Annotated in this window: 18 protein-coding genes; 17 read left to right on the top strand and 1 reads right to left on the bottom strand. The window is 68.9% G+C overall.

The window, feature by feature from the left end; genetic code table 11:
* Window positions 1-103: 103 nt before the first annotated feature.
* The 10 genes from NJQ99_RS15815 to gspD are packed head-to-tail and all read left to right on the top strand — an operon-like array spanning window position 104 to window position 9140.
* Complete coding sequence (locus NJQ99_RS15815) at window positions 104-1774, top strand: GspE/PulE family protein (RefSeq protein ID WP_269333842.1); 1671 nt, start codon at window positions 104-106, stop codon at window positions 1772-1774.
* Window positions 1771-2988, top strand: a complete 1218-nt coding sequence (locus NJQ99_RS15810; protein ID WP_269333841.1) for a type II secretion system F family protein — start codon at window positions 1771-1773, stop codon at window positions 2986-2988. The genes NJQ99_RS15815 and NJQ99_RS15810 overlap by 4 nt, the downstream gene beginning before the upstream one ends.
* A gap of 8 nt (window positions 2989-2996) precedes the next feature.
* Window positions 2997-3422 carry a type II secretion system major pseudopilin GspG gene (gene gspG, locus NJQ99_RS15805; RefSeq protein WP_269333840.1) on the top strand — a complete coding sequence of 142 codons (426 nt, stop codon included), beginning with the start codon at window positions 2997-2999 and terminating at the stop codon, window positions 3420-3422.
* The gene (locus NJQ99_RS15800) at window positions 3403-3855 is read left to right on the top strand and encodes a GspH/FimT family pseudopilin (RefSeq protein WP_269333839.1); all 453 of its coding nucleotides are present in this window, start codon (window positions 3403-3405) and stop codon (window positions 3853-3855) included. Before gspG ends, NJQ99_RS15800 begins: the two co-directional genes overlap by 20 nt.
* The gene (locus tag NJQ99_RS15795) at window positions 3845-4231 is read left to right on the top strand and encodes a type IV pilus modification PilV family protein (RefSeq protein WP_269333838.1); all 387 of its coding nucleotides are present in this window, start codon (window positions 3845-3847) and stop codon (window positions 4229-4231) included. The genes NJQ99_RS15800 and NJQ99_RS15795 overlap by 11 nt, the downstream gene beginning before the upstream one ends.
* Window positions 4228-4821 carry a PulJ/GspJ family protein gene (locus NJQ99_RS15790; RefSeq protein WP_269333837.1) on the top strand — a complete coding sequence of 198 codons (594 nt, stop codon included), beginning with the start codon at window positions 4228-4230 and terminating at the stop codon, window positions 4819-4821. Before NJQ99_RS15795 ends, NJQ99_RS15790 begins: the two co-directional genes overlap by 4 nt.
* A complete protein-coding gene (locus NJQ99_RS15785; protein ID WP_269333836.1) occupies window positions 4818-5861 on the top strand; it encodes a PilN domain-containing protein in 1044 nt (347 codons plus the stop codon). Before NJQ99_RS15790 ends, NJQ99_RS15785 begins: the two co-directional genes overlap by 4 nt.
* On the top strand, window positions 5858-6451 hold the full coding sequence (gspM, locus tag NJQ99_RS15780) for a type II secretion system protein GspM (RefSeq protein ID WP_269333835.1): 594 nt from the start codon (window positions 5858-5860) through the stop codon (window positions 6449-6451). The genes NJQ99_RS15785 and gspM overlap by 4 nt, the downstream gene beginning before the upstream one ends.
* Window positions 6448-6930 carry a hypothetical protein gene (locus tag NJQ99_RS15775; RefSeq protein ID WP_269333834.1) on the top strand — a complete coding sequence of 161 codons (483 nt, stop codon included), beginning with the start codon at window positions 6448-6450 and terminating at the stop codon, window positions 6928-6930. Before gspM ends, NJQ99_RS15775 begins: the two co-directional genes overlap by 4 nt.
* A 47-nt stretch (window positions 6931-6977) precedes the next feature.
* Window positions 6978-9140: a type II secretion system secretin GspD gene (gene gspD, locus NJQ99_RS15770; protein ID WP_269333833.1), complete on the top strand. Its 2163-nt coding sequence runs from the start codon at window positions 6978-6980 to the stop codon at window positions 9138-9140.
* 35 nt (window positions 9141-9175) lie between these two features.
* Here the strand turns inward: gspD and NJQ99_RS15765 are convergent, their stop codons facing one another.
* Window positions 9176-10084, bottom strand: coding sequence for a LysR family transcriptional regulator (locus tag NJQ99_RS15765; RefSeq protein ID WP_269333832.1), 909 nt, complete (start codon window positions 10082-10084; stop codon window positions 9176-9178).
* A 251-nt stretch (window positions 10085-10335) separates the two neighbouring features.
* Here NJQ99_RS15765 and NJQ99_RS15760 point away from each other — a divergent pair, with 251 nt between their 5' ends.
* From NJQ99_RS15760 to biuH, 7 genes are read left to right on the top strand one after another with little or no spacing between them, the layout of a single operon-like run.
* The gene (locus tag NJQ99_RS15760) at window positions 10336-11070 is read left to right on the top strand and encodes an ABC transporter permease (RefSeq protein WP_407933372.1); all 735 of its coding nucleotides are present in this window, start codon (window positions 10336-10338) and stop codon (window positions 11068-11070) included.
* 47 nt (window positions 11071-11117) lie between these two features.
* Entirely contained in the window at window positions 11118-12110 is a 993-nt protein-coding gene (locus tag NJQ99_RS15755) for an ABC transporter substrate-binding protein (protein ID WP_269333831.1), read from the top strand.
* Window positions 12111-12159: 49 nt separating this feature from the next.
* Entirely contained in the window at window positions 12160-13044 is an 885-nt protein-coding gene (locus NJQ99_RS15750; protein ID WP_269333830.1) for an ABC transporter ATP-binding protein, read from the top strand.
* 44 nt (window positions 13045-13088) lie between these two features.
* Entirely contained in the window at window positions 13089-13421 is a 333-nt protein-coding gene (locus NJQ99_RS15745) for an SH3-like domain-containing protein (RefSeq protein WP_269333829.1), read from the top strand.
* On the top strand, window positions 13418-13759 hold the full coding sequence (locus tag NJQ99_RS15740; protein ID WP_269333828.1) for an SH3-like domain-containing protein: 342 nt from the start codon (window positions 13418-13420) through the stop codon (window positions 13757-13759). The genes NJQ99_RS15745 and NJQ99_RS15740 overlap by 4 nt, the downstream gene beginning before the upstream one ends.
* Window positions 13756-14388 (top strand): nitrile hydratase subunit alpha, encoded by a 633-nt coding sequence (locus NJQ99_RS15735; protein WP_269333827.1) that lies wholly within the window; start codon window positions 13756-13758, stop codon window positions 14386-14388. The genes NJQ99_RS15740 and NJQ99_RS15735 overlap by 4 nt, the downstream gene beginning before the upstream one ends.
* 38 nt (window positions 14389-14426) lie before the next feature.
* Window positions 14427-15104: a biuret amidohydrolase gene (biuH, locus tag NJQ99_RS15730; RefSeq protein ID WP_269333826.1), complete on the top strand. Its 678-nt coding sequence runs from the start codon at window positions 14427-14429 to the stop codon at window positions 15102-15104.
* Window positions 15105-15127 lie beyond the last annotated feature (23 nt).

The raw sequence follows: 15127 nt of genomic DNA, 5'->3' as shown, positions 1-15127 counted from the left end.
CAACCGGGCGCGGCGTTGATTGCCCTGGGGAATGGCCGTACCGTGCGGTGTGGCGTTCGGAGTGTTGTTTGCGTTCTCCGGTTTTGTGTCGGAAGGGCGGACAATGCAAAGGGCTGATCCCCGTGCCGAGGCAGTCGCCAACATCCTGAAGGAGCGCGGCGTCGTCGACGCCGCGGCGATCGACCGCGCGCGGCTGGCCGCCGAAGCGGAGGGCCTGCGGCTCGATCATGCCCTTGCGCGCCTGGGTCTTGCGCCCGAGGCGGAACTGGCAACTGCCTATGCGCACATGCTCGGTGAGGACCTGGTAGCGCTCACCGAATACCCGGACGTTCCGGTCGAGGGAATCGACCTGCCGCTGTCCTACATGGAGCGAGCGCGCGTGCTGCCGCTGGCACTGCAGCCGGACGCGCTCGTCGTCGCCATGGCCGACCCGCTGGACACCGGCCACAGGCGTGCCATCGAACTGAAGACCGGCCGCAAGGTCGCCGCACGCGCGGCGCGGCCAGCCGACATCGATGCCGCCTTGCGCCGTCTCTACAACCCGAACGGTGGCCCCGCCCCCGCCGAGGCCGACCTCGGCGACGTCGAGAAGCTGAGATCGATCGCCAGCGATGCGCCCGTCGTCCGCTTCGTCGACCGCATGCTGGCCCAGGCCGTCGAACGGCGCGCCTCCGACGTACACTTGCTGCCCTCGGGGGGCGGATTGCGGGTGCGGATGCGCATCGACGGACACCTGCAGGACACCCCTTCCCCCCCGGCCGGCTTGCGGGCAGCCATCCTGTCGCGCCTGAAGCTGATGGGCCGGCTCGATATTGCAGAGACACGGCTTCCGCAGGACGGCCGCATCCGTCTGGTCATACGGGGACGCGAACTCGATCTGCGCATCTCGGTCGCGCCGACGGTCGACGGCGAGAGCATGGTTGTGCGTATTCTCGACGGTGGCGGAGACAGGCCGGAACTCGAACGCCTCGGCCTGTCGCGGCAGGCTTTGGACCGGCTCGCGGTGCTCCTCGACCGGCCGCACGGCGTCACCGTCGTCACGGGGCCGACCGGGTCGGGCAAGACGACGACGCTCTACGCGGCCCTGCGGCGGATCAGCCGGCCGGACCTCCACATTGCCACAATAGAGGATCCGGTGGAGTACCGGCTCGAAGGCGTCAACCAGATCCAGGTGCGCCCCGATATCGGCTTCGACTTCCCCGAAGCGCTGCGGCAGCTGCTGCGCCACGACCCGGACGTGGTGATGATCGGCGAGATCCGCGACAGCCAGACCGCACGGATCGGCTTCCAGTCGGCACTGACCGGTCACCCGGTGCTTGCCACGCTGCACACGAACGATGCCGTGGGGGCGATCCCGCGCCTCATCGACATGGGGGTCGAGCCTTTCCTGATCGCGGCAGTTCTGAACGGCGTCGTGGCGCAGCGGCTCGTCCGCCGCCTATGCCCGTCCTGCCGCAGGCCCGTAGCGCCGCCGCCCGCAGCCGCCGATCTGGCGGCAACGCTGGGTATCCGCCTCGAACAGGTTCACGCGCCGGTGGGCTGCGCAACCTGCCGGGACACCGGCTACGACGGACGCACGGCCATCGCGGAGGTTCTCGAGGTGGACGAGGCGATGCGCGCGGCGATCAGGTCGGGCGGCGACACCGACGATGTGCGCCGCGCCGCCGGCGAGCGCGGAATGGTACCGCTGATGGCCGACGCGCTGGCCAAGGCCGCGGCGGGCGAAACCTCCCTCGACGAGATCGCCCGCGTGGTCGGGAGGATCGGCACGTGAGGCGCTATCGTTACCGTGCCCTGACCGGACTGGGCGACGTCGTCGACGGAGAGGTCGACGCGGAAAACCGCACCGACGCGGTGCGCCAGCTTCGCGAACGCGCGCTCGATCCGCTGCGCCTCGACACGGGGCGGCACAGCCCGCTGATGGACCTGCTGGGCCGGGAGGTCGTCGTGAGCCGGGGAAAGCAGCTTGCGCTGCGCCGCGACTTTGCCCGCGATCTCGCCGTTCTGCGCAAGGCCGGAGCCCCGCTCGACCAGGCGCTCGACATGATCGGCAACGGCACGGATGCAGCTGCCCGGCTGGCGCGCAGGGTGGCGCAAAGATCCGCGGCAGGCGAACCGCTGTCGCGCGCATTGCGGGCAGAGCCGCGGATTTTCGACGCGCCGTCCATTGCGCTGCTTGAGGCCGGTGAGGCGTCGGGGGACCTGGCGGGCGCCCTCTCGACGCTGGCGCGCCTGACCGACGACATGATCGCGACCCGGTCCGAAACGATCCGTGCGCTGCTCTACCCTGCGGCGCTCCTGCTGGCGGCGCTCCTGGCCATCGGCCTGATGATCTTTCACGTCCTGCCCAGCTTCGAGCGGATCTTCGCCGGCTCCGGCGCAGACATCCCGGCCGGTGCGCGGGCAATATTCGCCATCGGCGATGCGGTGCGGGTAGGTGCGCTGCCTGCGGCGGGTGCCCTGCTTGCCGCTATCGCGGCCGGAATGGCGATGCGGTCGACAGAAGCAGGACGCCGGACGCTCTCGCATTGGTTTCTCCGGCTGCCTGTGGCGGGCCGGCTTTCCGCCGGGCTGGATCTTGGCCGCGCCCTGCTGATCGCCGGCCGCCTGCTCGAAAGCGGGTCCCCCGCCGACCGCGCCGTCGAACTCGCCGGCCGAACCTGCGCCAGCGCGACGTTCCGCGACGCGCTGACGCATGCGGCAGAACGCATCCGCGAGGGGGCGGGCGTGGCCGCGGCCCTGGCCGAGGTACCGCTCATGCCCCCCCGTTCGGCGCGCATGATCGCGATCGGAGAGGCTTCGGGCACGCTGCCACGAATGTTGTCGGATGTCGCGGACATGCTGAAGCGGGAGGCCAGCGCAACCCTGGACGCGCTCCTGCGCATGCTTCCCCCGGCCCTGACCGTCGCGATCGGCGTGCTCGTCGCCGGCCTCGTCTACGCGATCCTGAACGCGCTGCTGAGCATCAACGAGCTTGCCCTGGGATGAAGACCGCCATGCCGACACCGACCGCACGACGCTGGAACCGGGAGCAGGGGCTGACCCTGCTCGAACTCCTGATCGTCATCTCGATCCTGGGCGTTCTCGCCGTGCTCGCTTCGGTCCAGCTCTCGGGCTATTTCGGCCGGGCCCAGCACCAGACGGCAGAATTGCAGATCGAGGAACTGTCCCTGGCGCTCGACCTCTACCGCCTGGACATGGGCCGTTATCCGACGCGCGAGGAAGGCTTGCGCGCGCTGCTCGAAGCGCCCGCCTCGGCGACCGGCTGGCAGGGCCCCTACCTGAAGAAGGAGAACGCGATCGAGGACCCCTGGGGACGGCCGTTCCTCTATGTGCCGGAGGGTGATCGCTACAGCCTCGGGTCGCTGGGCGCCGATGGGGCACCGGGGGGCGAAGGACAGAATGCAGACATCGCCAACTGACGCACGCGAGGCGGAACGCGGCCTGACGCTCCTCGAAGTGCTCGTCGTGCTGAGCCTGCTGGGCTTCGCCCTGGTGGCGATCGGAAACGTCACCGGCGCCACGGCGCGGCGCACCGCCCTGGAGACGGCCGTCCAGCAGACGGCGGACACCCTGCAGGCGGCGCGGACCCGGGCCATCGGCAGCGGCCTGCCCGTGGCGGTCGAGATCGACGCGGAAGCAGGCCGGATCGGCTGGCCGGCCCACGAGGTCCGCGTCGGCACGTCTGTCAGGCTGGAGGCGGTCCTCGCGCGCGAGGCAGCGCACGATGGCATGGGGAGGATCGTGTTCTTCCCGGACGGAACCTCTACCGGCGGATCGCTGACGCTGCGCACCGCGGACGCGCGCCACACCGTTGCCGTCCACTGGCTGACGGGAGCGGTCGATGCGCAGTGACGCCGGTTTCTCTCTCCTGGAGGCAGTGATCGGCTTTGCCGTCGCCGCGCTTGCGCTGGTGCCGCTCCTCCAGGTCTATGCATCTTCGGGACAGGCGGGCCAGCGCAGTGCGGCGCTGCTGACCGCGGTCGAACTGGCCGAGACCGCGATCGGCCGTTTCGACGCCGCCCCCGCCCCCGGCACGCAAGCGCCGGTCGTGGAAAGAGGGCTCGAATGGGTCTTGTCTGCCAGCCCGCTCTCGGGCGAGGGCACCGGCGCGCGGCTGCTGCGCGTCACGGTCACGGTGCGCACGCCGGAGAGCCAACGCCCGGTCCATGTGCTGACGACGCTGCGGCATGTCCCGCCGGCCGGAGCGGCGGGAGGGCGCCCCGGATGAACGGACAGAGCGGAATGACCCTGCTGGAGGTACTTGTCGGCCTGATGGTGCTGGCGCTGACAGGCCTGCTGCTATCGGGTGCCTTCACCTTCGGTCAGCGGGCGTGGAGCCGGGGCCCGGACCGGGCCGAACCGGCGCGTATCCGGATCGAGACGGCGGCGACGCTCCGCAACCTGATCGCGCAGGCCGCCGCGCCCGTGCCCGGCAGCGGGACGATGCGTTTTTCAGGCGAACCCGACCGCCTGACCCTTGCAACTCACCACGGGCTGGCGCTTGGCGGCGGGAGACCGCGCGAGGTCGAGATCTATCGCGACCCAACCCTCGACACCCTGCAACTGCGGATTGCCGGGGAGGAGCGTCCGCTCATGCTCATTGAGGGGATATCGAGCCTTCGCTTCCGGTATTTCGGGCGGGACAGCCGATCGGCGGAAACCTGGGCCGGCCAGTCCGTTCTGCCCCGCCGGCTGGAGGCGGAAATCGACTTCGCCGACGGGCAGCCCCCGCTCTGGCTGGCCGTGACCCTGGGGGGACGGTACGCGGCGGATTGCGTGGTATTGGGCCGCGCCGCCTGCGCCGGAGCGCGCCCATGACCGGCCTGTCCGCCCGCCTGAAACGCGATCCGCGGCGGTCGCATGGCCCGCTCACCGAGGCGCTTGCGCATGTGCCCGCGCCCTTCTCGAACGGCACGGTCCGCCTGAGCCCTGACGGCGCTGGCTACTTGGTGGCCGGGCCCGGCGGCGCGACGCTTGCGCACCTCGACCCCGCAGCCCCCGACCGGAAGGTTGTGCGCACCGTAAAGCGCGCGCGGGCCGTGTACCTCGACCTGGACGAGGCGTCGCTGATCGCCGTCACCGCCACCCTTCCTGCCGCGGCAAGCGAGGACGTGCGGGAGGCGGTCGCGCTGCGCATGGCCGAACTGACGCCATTCACCGAGGACGAGGTCATCTTCGACACGGGCGCGCCGCGCGCCCTCGGTCCTGACCGGATCGCGGTCCCGGTTTATGCCGTACCCCGGAATATCCTGAAGGCGCACGGGACGGCGCTCGCGGCCCTGGGCATAGGGCTGGATGGCGCGACGTCGAGTGCCGCCGTTCCCGATGAAGCGCCCTTCCTGCCAGACTTCGCGCCCGAAACCCGCCGGCGCAGGGCGCGGCGCAACGCCTGGCTGCTTGCGGGCGGGCTGCTGATCCTTGCAGCGGGGGCAGCCGCGCTGTCGCATGTCGAGGGAGAGCGCCAGCAGACGCAGATTGCGCAGCTGAGGGCAGCCGTCTCCACCCTGAGAGACGAGATGCTTCAGGCCCAGGCGCTGGACGACGACATCGCCCGGCTCTCCGCACGCCTGCGGGCCCCGGCAGAACGGCGCGCCGGTGAGATCTCGCCCCTGATGTTGCTGGATGCCGTCGCCGCTGCGCTTCCCGACGAGGCCTATCTGACGGATGCACGGTGGACAGGCGCGGAGATCACGCTTCGCGGGCTGGCGCAGGATGCCTCGGCGCTGCTCGCACCTCTCGAGGCCTCGCCACTCCTGTCGGACGTGAGGCTTTCTGCCCCGATATCCCGCGACCCGGGCCAGGCCCTCGAAAGGTTTTCGATCTCCGCCCAGATCGGAGTGCGGGGGGAGCGGCCATGATCGCCCGCCGGGACAGGCTCGCCACGCGGATGCGTGCCCTTGCAGTCATCCTCCTGCCTCTCGCCGTGGCCGGAATCGTGGGCATCGTGCCCGCCATCGAACGACATCGCGTCGCCCATGCGGAAATCGGAACGCTTGAACGAACCCTCGACGCCCTGCAGCAGCGCCAGCGCGACCTCGGTGCGCTGGAACGGCTTCGCAATTCGCTCAGGGAGGCAGACCCGGAGGATTTCGGGCTTCTCGCGGCATCGACCGCGGAACTGGCCCGTGCGCGTATCCAGCAAATGGTGCAGGCAACCGCGCGCGAGGCGGAAGGGCGCGTAACGCAGATCCGGACCGCGGCGTCGGCATCCCCCGATCTCGCAGCCGTTGCCGTCACGCTCGTCGTGCCGGGCGATGCGCTGGCGCCATTTCTGCATCGGCTTGCGCAGGTGCAGCCATTGCTGTTCGTCGAGCAACTCGATGTGTCCGCGCCAGGTGCCGGGCGCGGCCGCGACCGGGATGCCGTGCTGACCGTCACTCTCACGCTCTCGTCCATGGTCGACATCACGGGCGCGGCAGGCGCCGCGATCGGGGAGGGGCAACGATGATCGTCCGCGTGCTGGCAACGCTGGCGGCCCTGGCCGGGATCGCGTTTGCCGCGGTGGCCCTTCAGCTGTCGGCCCGCCCGCTTCCGGAAGTGACCGGCGGGCGGACGGAACCGGCGGTGCCGGCGACCATGGCGGTACGCCCTGCCCGGCCGAACCCGCCCGATCTGTCGCAGTTCGCGGCGCTGGAGCAGAGGCCGCCCTTTTCACCCGACCGTCGTCCGCCACGCGACATGCCCCCCCCGCCTCCTCCAATCCCGAAATCCGAACCGTCCGTCGTCGAACGTCTCGAGGCGCGGCTCATCGGGATCATGACGGATGGCGACGAGCGGTTCGCGATCCTTGCACCCACGCGGGGAAGTGCGACAGAATTCCTCCGGCGGGGACAAGAAATCGAAGGCTGGACAGTCGAGGAAATCGAAGAGCGCCGGGTGATCTTGAGAAAAGGCGCAGAACGCGAAGAGGTTCTTCTCTTCCAGTAAGCCATCCTGCCAGGATGTTCGCGTCGGGGACGCAGGGGGGACGAGGCGTGATCAAGAGGATGCCCGGAGGGGTCTGGATTGCCATGGCGTTGGCGCTGGCAACGGTGGCCTGCGCGCCGGCGACGCGCGAAAACGTCTTTCTGGAGCCGCTTTACGGGTCGCAGGACTCCGAGCGGGAGGGGCCGACGGCAACGGCTGCAAGCGCTCCCGAACAGCCAGCCCGCGCCACCGCGCCACAGGCGCTTCAGCCGGACGCACGGCGGACGCAGCGCACGGCCCTGTCGCCTGTCGTGCGGATGCCGGGGACAACCGCCACGCCGGAGGTCCGCCTGCGCGATCCCATCCGCATCGGCGAAGACGGCAGCGTCACCATGCGTTTCGAGAGGATCGGCATCGCGGACTTCGCCCGCGCCGTCTTCGGCGAGATCCTGGGCCTTGCCTACGTGGTCTCGCCCGGAATGGCGGGATCGATCACATTGCAGGTCGACCGTGCCGTGCCAAAGGACGCGGTGCTGCCGATCGCGGAGCGGGCCCTCTCCAGCGCCGGCGCAGCCGTCCGGCGCGACGGCGACCTGGTGGTCGTCGAACCCGATCCGAGGGGGCCGATGCCGGGCGGCCCGGCGGCCGCGGTGGCGGTGCGCCGTCTGCAGCACGTCGACCAGACGCAGATGGAAGAGGCCCTTCAACCCTTCGTCGAACCCGACGCCCGGATCAGCGCGGGGCCGGTCCCCGGGAGCATCGTCCTCGCAGGATCGGTGAGCGGCGTGCGCGCCCTCGACCGCCTGGTCGATGCGCTCGACATCGACCCGCTGGCGAACCGGGCCTTTGCCCTGCTGCCGCTGAACGTGGCGGGCGCTCCCATGGTCGCCCAGGAACTGCGCCTGATCCTCGGCGCAGGCGAAAAGGGTCCGCAGGTGCTGGAAATCGAGCGGATGAACGCGGTGCTGGTCGTGACCGACAGCCGCCGCACCATCGAGGAGGCGCGCTTCTGGGTGCGCCAGCTCGACCGCGGCGACGCGGAGTCGGTCCAGATCCACACCTACCAGGTACAGAACCGGCGGGCTGCGGAACTCGCCAAGGTCCTTCAGCAGGCGTTGCAGACGGGCGGCGTTGCGGCGATTTCAGGCGCGACCCCAGTGGGCCAGGTCGCGCCGGGACTGACCGCCTACAGGACCGGCGACAGCGCGGCCCAGCCGCCGCGGGCGGACGTTTCGGCCGGCCTTGGGCAGGCGGGCGCCGGGCAGGACGGCGCCGGGAGCGCGTCCTTCGGCGATGCGGAAGGCCGGGGCGCAAGCGCACGCCGCACCTCCTCGGCACTGGAGGGTGTCACGATCTTTGCCGACGAGGGAACGAACGCGATCATGACCGTGGCGACGCCGGAGCGGTACGCGCTTGTCGAGGCGGCGTTGCGCAAGCTCGACATCCAGCCGGTCCAGGTTCTGATCGAGGCCACGATCCTCGAAGTCACGCTGTCCGATCAACTCAAGTACGGCGTTCGCTGGTTCTTCGAGGACGCAAGCATCTCCCTCGGCTTTTCGGAGACCGAAACGGGCGCCGTGGCCCCCACCTATCCGGGTTTCAATTTCGTCCTCGACACCAACGATTTGCGCACGGTGGTAAGCGCACTGGACGACGTGACGGACGTCGAGATCGTGTCCTCACCCTCGCTGATGGTGCTGAACAACGAGACGGCCCGCCTGCAGGTCGGCGACGAGGTGCCCGTGGCCACGACGAGCGCGGTCAGCGTCGTCGACCCCGACGCCCCGATCGTGAACGAGATCCAGTTCCGCCAGACCGGCGTGATCCTGGAGATCACGCCCCGGGTCAATGCCAGCGGCCTCGTCCTCCTGGATATCGTGCAGGAAGTCAGCGATGTCGTTCCGACGACGAGTTCCGGGATCGACTCGCCCACCATCGCGCAACGCCAGTTCCGCAGCAGTGTCCTCCTCAACGACCGCGAGACGCTGGCGATGGGAGGCCTGATCCGAGAGCGCCGCAGCGACGGCAAGACGGGCATCCCGCTGCTCTCCGACATCCCGATCATCGGTGCGGCCTTCGGGTCGACGGACCTGCAGTCCGACCGGACGGAGCTGCTGATGGTCATTCGGCCGATCGTCGTTCGCAATCACACCGAGGCGAAGGAGGCCTACCGGGAACTGCGCGCCAAGCTGCAAGGCCTCGACAGGCTGGAACGGCAAAACGTGCAGTGACGGCCCCCGCCCGGGGCGCTGCCAGAAGCGCTGCGTCAGACGCTATCGAACCGTTCGAAGAGCGCCCGCGACAGATGGTCTGCAAATCGGGCGGCCGCGACCGGCAAGGTACGGCCGCGCAATTGCCCGAGATGAAGCACACCCGACGGTAAGTCGCGGGCATCGACGGGGCGCGAGGTCAGCACGCCGTCCGCCCCCCCGACAGGCAGGCCGATCTCGATCTGGAACGAGATCACGTCGGCATGTGCCGCGCACATCGTGAGGAACTCGAAACTGTCGGACTGGATCGCCGGTTCGAGCGGCCGCCCGATCCGCGCCGCCGCCGCCTCCAGCAGCGTCCTTACGCCATAAGGCGGCGACGGCAGCGCCAGCGGATAGTCGAGGCACTCGCGCAGCCGCACTGTCTCGCGCCGCGCCAACGGATGGTTGCGCGCCATCACCGCCCGGATCGGCTGGCGCACGGTCAGAAGCGTCTGGATCTCCGCGAGCCGCACCGGCTCGAACACCAGAGCGAGGTCGGCGGTGAACTCGGTCAGCGCCTGCTCTGCCTGCGCCCGGTCACGGGGAAAGACGCCGAAGGTCACGGCCGGATGATCGCGCCGGTAGTCGTCGATCTGCTGCGGCAGGAAATAGGGCAGCAGCGCCTGGCTGCAGGCGATCGCCACATGGCCGCGCCGCACCCCTGACAGGTCGGCGATCTGGGAGCGCACACGCTCAAGGTCCGAGATCTGGTTGCGGATGTGATGGATCAGGATCTCTCCCGCCGCGTTCGGCCGGACGCCGCGCGGCAGGCGCTCGAAGATCTGCACGCCCAGCTCGTCCTCGAGCGCGAGCAGGCGACGGTTGAGTGCCGACGGCGTGATCGCCAGCGTCTCCGCCGCCTGCCGGATCGATCCAGCTCGTGCGATGACATCGATGTATCGAAGTCCCAGAAGCGACCGCATCCCTGCTTCTCCTTGACCGGCGCTGGGGCCTGCCCCGGCCGACCGGTGCATTTTATGAACTGGTCCGGTACAAATTTAGCAGACGACGGCATCACAGCACACTCCTATCGTTCGTCTTGCACGCCTTTTCAGGTGCGCAAGAACCGGATACGGAGGCTCGTCCCGTGACACTGCAAACGGCATCGCACGATCTGGCTGCAACGGCGCGGCGCACAGCGTTCGCATGGCCGTCCTGGGCCTCTTCGGCGGCGATCATCGTGTCAGGCCCGTTCATCCTGATCGCGGTGTGGTGGGTCGCCTACGCCTTCGAACTGGTCGACAAGAACCTCCTGCCCTCGCCCTTCGCCACGCTGGCAGATACGGGCGCGAACATCTGGTCCGGCAACCTGATGGAGGACTTCTGGTCGACCTTCGTGCGCGTCTTCTATGCCTTCGCGTTCGCCGCTGTCGCAGGCGTGCCCGTGGGCATCGTCCTCGGCGTCAACGACAAGGTCTACCGGTCGGTCGAGTTCATCGTCGACTTCTTCCGCTCGACGCCTGCGACGGCGATGTTCCCTCTGTTCCTGCTGCTGTTCGGACTTGGCGACTTCTCCAAGATCGCGGTCGCGGCCTTCGCGGGCTGGCTGGTGGTGGTGTTCAACGTCGCCTATGGCGTGATGAACGCTCGCCAGACGCGCCTGCTCGCGGCCCGCTCCATGGGCGCATCGCGGGCCCGGATCTTCTTCGACGTGGTGTTCTTCGAGACGCTGCCGCAGACCTTCGTCGGCCTGCGCACGGGCATTTCCATCGCGCTCGTCGTCATCATCGTGGCGGAGATGTTCATCGGCGCGACCGACGGCCTCGGCCACCGGATCATCGATGCGCAGATCTCCTACAACCTGACGGACATGTACGGCTCGATCCTGGTCACGGGCGCGATGGGCTACGGCCTGAACGTGCTCTTCCTCGTGGCCGAGAAATACCTCGTGCACTGGTCCGGCAAGTGAGCCTTCCCCCTCTCTCCCCGCGGTCTATCCAGGAAAGGACAGCACCCATGTTCAAGAAATGGCTCTTCGCCGCCGGCTTCGCGGCTGCGGCAGGCACCGGCACCGCGCAGGCGGCCTGCACCTCCTACGAGGAAGTGACCTCCGCCTGGCTGCCGATCATGCAGACCACGGCGTACTACGTCGCGCACGAGGAAGGCCTGTTCGAGAAGGCCTGCATCAAGGTCAACTCGAACAAGATGCAGTCGCCGAACCACATCATCGACGCGCTGGTCTCGGGCCGCGCCGACTTCGGACCTCCGGGCGCAGCGGCCGGCATCGCGATGCTCGCGGAGGCGAAGTTCCCCGGCACGTTCAAGGTGTTCGGCCTGCAGGGCGGCGGCATCGGCGTCAACCTGATCAACGACGGCCTGATCGTGAAGACGGGCAGCGGCATCCAGTCCTTCGCGGACCTCAAGGGCAAGACGCTGGGCCATGTGCCGGGCATCCAGTGGCGCACGATCTCGCGTCACCTCGTGCGCTCGGCGGGCCTCGACCCGGACAAGGACGTGACGCTGGTCGACCTCGCCGTGCCGCAGCAGGTGCCGGCAGTGCTCGGCGGCAGCGTGGACGCCACCCTCTCGCTCGAGCCCGTGGGGTCGATCGCGGCGGCGACGGACGGTGTCGACCGCGCCATGATCAACCCGGTGGCGGCGGTGATCGCCGATCCGTTCTATTCGGGCGCGGCGGTGCTGACGACCAAGTTCATCAACGAGCGTCCGACGGTTGCCCGCAAGATCGTGGAGATCATCGACGAGGCGACGCGCCTGGCCAACGCGGACTTCGCGAAATACAAGGCGATCATTCCCAAGTACACGGCGATCCGTGCCGAGCAGCTCGACCTGCTGGCCCAGCCCTATCTGCGCGGCTTCTCCGACCTCAACGAGACGGACCTCAATTCCTACCAGGCGTTCGTGGACGTGTTCACGTCCGAGGGCGTGCTGAAGGATCGGATGGACGTCCGCACCAAGATCCTCTCGCTGAGCGACTTCGCCACCAACTGAGCCCGGCCGTCCGAGGCCAATGCAAAATTTGCAGGAGCGTGACACCGCCATGACCGCACTTCGCATCGCACGACACGACGGCGAGCCGGAGATCGAGGCCGATGGCGGGCGCGCCCCTGCCGCGCCGCTGGCCGCCGCACCCTCGGGCGGGGTAAACGCCCGCCCGGCCCGTCGCGGACAGCTGACCATCCGGGGCCTGCGCAAATCCTTCGGCGGCACGGTCGTCTACGACGGCTTCGACCTCGACCTTCCGCTTGGCTCCTTCGTCAGCGTCTTCGGCCCCAACGGCTGCGGCAAGAGCACGCTGATCAACATGATCTCCGGCCTGATGCCGCGCGACGGGGGCGAGGTGCTCTACGACGGCCAGTCGATCCGGGACACGCGCATCTCCTATGTGTTCCAGAACTACCGCGAGGCGCTCTTCCCCTGGCTGCGGGCCATCGACAACATCCATTATCCCCTGAAGATCAAGGGGATGCCGAAGAAGGCACGCACCGCGCGCGTCGAGCAGCTGATCGCGGACTTCGGCATCAAGATCGACCTCAACGCCTATCCCTACCAGCTGTCGGGCGGCCAGCAGCAGGCGGTCTCCATCCTGCGCGCGCTGGCGCCGGAGCCGGAGGTGCTGTTCCTCGACGAGCCGTTCTCCGCGCTCGACTACGAAATGACGCTGCTGATGCGCGAGAAGCTGCAGGCGATCTTCCAGAAGACCGGCACGACCATGATGCTCGTCTCGCACGACCTGGAGGAGGCGGTGCAGATGGCCGACCATGTCCTTCTGCTGACGCGGCGGCCGACGCGTGTCGCTGCCCTGGTCGACAATCCGCTGCCGCGTCCGCGCGATGCCGCGACCTTGATCGGCGCTGACTTCGTGGCGCTGCGCAGCCAGTGCCTGGAGATCTTCCAGCGCGAGGCGCGCGTCGAAACCCTGTGATTGTGGGGCGGCCAGTCCGCCCGGACCGAACGGAGCAAGCGAACATGCGCGGATACCACGACATCGGCGGCGACGAGGCGGGGTGCATTCCGATGGAGGAGCTGCCCTGGCTCCACTGGGAGAAGCAGACCGAGGCCGTGCGCAACCTGCTGGGCGACGGCACGCGGCGGATCGTCTCCCTCGACGAGATGCGGCGCGGGTTCGAGAGTTTCGGGGCCGACAAGTACAAGGCGCTGTCCTTCTACCGCCGCCGCCTCGAGGCGATGATCGACATTCTTGTCGAGAAGAACGTCATCACGCGCGAGGAACTCGACGCCGCTATCGCCGAGCAGCGCGAGATCTGGGGCAGCAAGCCCGGCGAGGGGTCCGCCGCATGACCACGCGGCCCGTGCACGGGCGGCGTTTCGCCGTGGGCGGCCTGGTCACGGTGCTCGACCTCGGCAAGCCCGGCCATGTGCGCATCCCCTACTACGTGCGCGGCGCCACGGGCGAGGTGGTGCAGTACTGCGGCACCTATCTCAACCCGGAGGACCTTGCCATAGGCCACACCTCCGGCCCCGCCATCGACCTCTACCGCGTCGCCTTCGACCAGCGCGCCCTCTGGCCGGACGAGAGCCACCCGCCCCGCGACCGGCTGATCATCGAGATCTACGACCACTGGCTGGCACCCGCCGCCCCGCAGCCCGCCGAACCCAAGACGGAGTCCCCCGCATGAGCGCGTCTCACGACCATGATCACGACCATCGGCACGACGATCACGAGGCGCTGGTCGTGGAGGACGATGCCGGCAATCTCGAGGGCCAGATCGTCATCGACGCCCTGCAATCGGTGCTGATCGCGCGCGGCCTGCTGACGGCGCCGGAAGTGACGCGGGAGATCCAGAAGCTCGAATCCCCCGGCATCCACCTTGGCGCGCGGATCGTCGCGAAGGCGTGGACCGACCCGGACTACAAGGCCCGGCTGCTGGAGAACGGCAAGAGCGCGATCGAGGAGATCGGCATTCCCGTGGGCGAGGCGCAGATCGTCGTCGTCGAGAACACGCCCACCGTGCACAACCTCATCACGTGCACGCTGTGTTCGTGCTATCCGCGCTCGATCCTGGGCCAGCCGCCGTCCTGGTACATCTCCAAGGCGTATCGCGCCCGCACCGTGCGGGAGCCGCGCAAGGTGCTCGCGGAGTTCGGCACGGCCCTCGCCGAGGACGTGGACCTGATCGTCCACGACAGCAATGCAGACATGCGTTACCTCGTCCTGCCGGAGCCACCGCAGGACACTGGCGACCGCACCCCCGCCGACCTCGAACCGCTCGTGACCCGCGACCGCCTGATCGGCGTGACGCGCTAGCCCCTTTGCGCCCCTTTTCCGCGACGAGGATACCGTCCATGCCCACCATCGACGCCGATCCCTATCCCTGGCCCTACAATGGCGCGCTCAGGCCTGACAACACCGCGCTGATCGTGATCGACATGCAGACCGACTTCTGCGGGAAGGGCGGCTATGTCGACAGCATGGGCTACGACCTCAGCCTGACGCGCGCGCCCATCGAGCCGATCAAGGCCGTGCTCGCGGCGATGCGGACCGGCGGGTACCACGTCCTCCACACGCGCGAGGGCCATCGTCCCGACCTCGCGGACCTGCCCGCCAACAAGCGCTGGCGCTCGCGCCAGGTGGGCGCGGGGATCGGCGACCCAGGTCCCTGCGGCCGCATCCTGGTGCGCGGCGAACCGGGCTGGGAGATCATCGAGGAACTGGCCCCCCAGCCGGGCGAGCCGGTCATCGACAAGCCCGGCAAGGGCAGCTTCTGCGCAACCGACCTCGAACTTCTGCTGCGCACGCGCGGGATCGAGAACCTGGTCCTCACGGGCATCACGACCGATGTGTGCGTGCACACGACCATGCGCGAGGCCAACGACCGCGGCTTCGAGTGCCTGCTGCTGGAGGACTGCTGCGGCGCGACCGACCGCGGCAATCACGAGGCGGCGATCAAGATGGTCAAGATGCAGGGCGGCGTGTTCGGCACCGTGTCGGACAGCGCGACCTTCGTGCGCCAGCTTCCCTGAGACCTCTCCGTTCCCGCCTACCG

Origin of the sequence: Futiania mangrovi (assembly GCF_024158125.1) — a bacterium.
In the GTDB taxonomy this organism is placed as follows: Bacteria; Pseudomonadota; Alphaproteobacteria; order Futianiales; family Futianiaceae; genus Futiania; species Futiania mangrovi.
The sequence above is the reverse complement of the archived record's forward strand: the minus strand, read 5'-3'. Positions and strand labels throughout refer to the sequence as shown.

What these genes read in the sequence shown, in the direction of transcription:
- NJQ99_RS15750 (WP_269333830.1), top strand. Translation starts at nt 12,160, where the DNA reads ATGACCGCACTTCGCATCGCACGACACGACGGCGAGCCGGAGATCGAG.
- NJQ99_RS15765 (WP_269333832.1), bottom strand. Translation starts at nt 10,084, where the DNA reads ATGCGGTCGCTTCTGGGACTTCGATACATCGATGTCATCGCACGAGCT.
- NJQ99_RS15745 (WP_269333829.1), top strand. Translation starts at nt 13,089, where the DNA reads ATGCGCGGATACCACGACATCGGCGGCGACGAGGCGGGGTGCATTCCG.
- biuH (WP_269333826.1), top strand. Translation starts at nt 14,427, where the DNA reads ATGCCCACCATCGACGCCGATCCCTATCCCTGGCCCTACAATGGCGCG.
- NJQ99_RS15755 (WP_269333831.1), top strand. Translation starts at nt 11,118, where the DNA reads ATGTTCAAGAAATGGCTCTTCGCCGCCGGCTTCGCGGCTGCGGCAGGC.
- gspM (WP_269333835.1), top strand. Translation starts at nt 5,858, where the DNA reads ATGATCGCCCGCCGGGACAGGCTCGCCACGCGGATGCGTGCCCTTGCA.
- NJQ99_RS15740 (WP_269333828.1), top strand. Translation starts at nt 13,418, where the DNA reads ATGACCACGCGGCCCGTGCACGGGCGGCGTTTCGCCGTGGGCGGCCTG.
- NJQ99_RS15800 (WP_269333839.1), top strand. Translation starts at nt 3,403, where the DNA reads ATGCAGACATCGCCAACTGACGCACGCGAGGCGGAACGCGGCCTGACG.
- gspG (WP_269333840.1), top strand. Translation starts at nt 2,997, where the DNA reads ATGCCGACACCGACCGCACGACGCTGGAACCGGGAGCAGGGGCTGACC.
- NJQ99_RS15785 (WP_269333836.1), top strand. Translation starts at nt 4,818, where the DNA reads ATGACCGGCCTGTCCGCCCGCCTGAAACGCGATCCGCGGCGGTCGCAT.
- NJQ99_RS15775 (WP_269333834.1), top strand. Translation starts at nt 6,448, where the DNA reads ATGATCGTCCGCGTGCTGGCAACGCTGGCGGCCCTGGCCGGGATCGCG.
- NJQ99_RS15795 (WP_269333838.1), top strand. Translation starts at nt 3,845, where the DNA reads ATGCGCAGTGACGCCGGTTTCTCTCTCCTGGAGGCAGTGATCGGCTTT.
- NJQ99_RS15735 (WP_269333827.1), top strand. Translation starts at nt 13,756, where the DNA reads ATGAGCGCGTCTCACGACCATGATCACGACCATCGGCACGACGATCAC.
- NJQ99_RS15790 (WP_269333837.1), top strand. Translation starts at nt 4,228, where the DNA reads ATGAACGGACAGAGCGGAATGACCCTGCTGGAGGTACTTGTCGGCCTG.
- NJQ99_RS15815 (WP_269333842.1), top strand. Translation starts at nt 104, where the DNA reads ATGCAAAGGGCTGATCCCCGTGCCGAGGCAGTCGCCAACATCCTGAAG.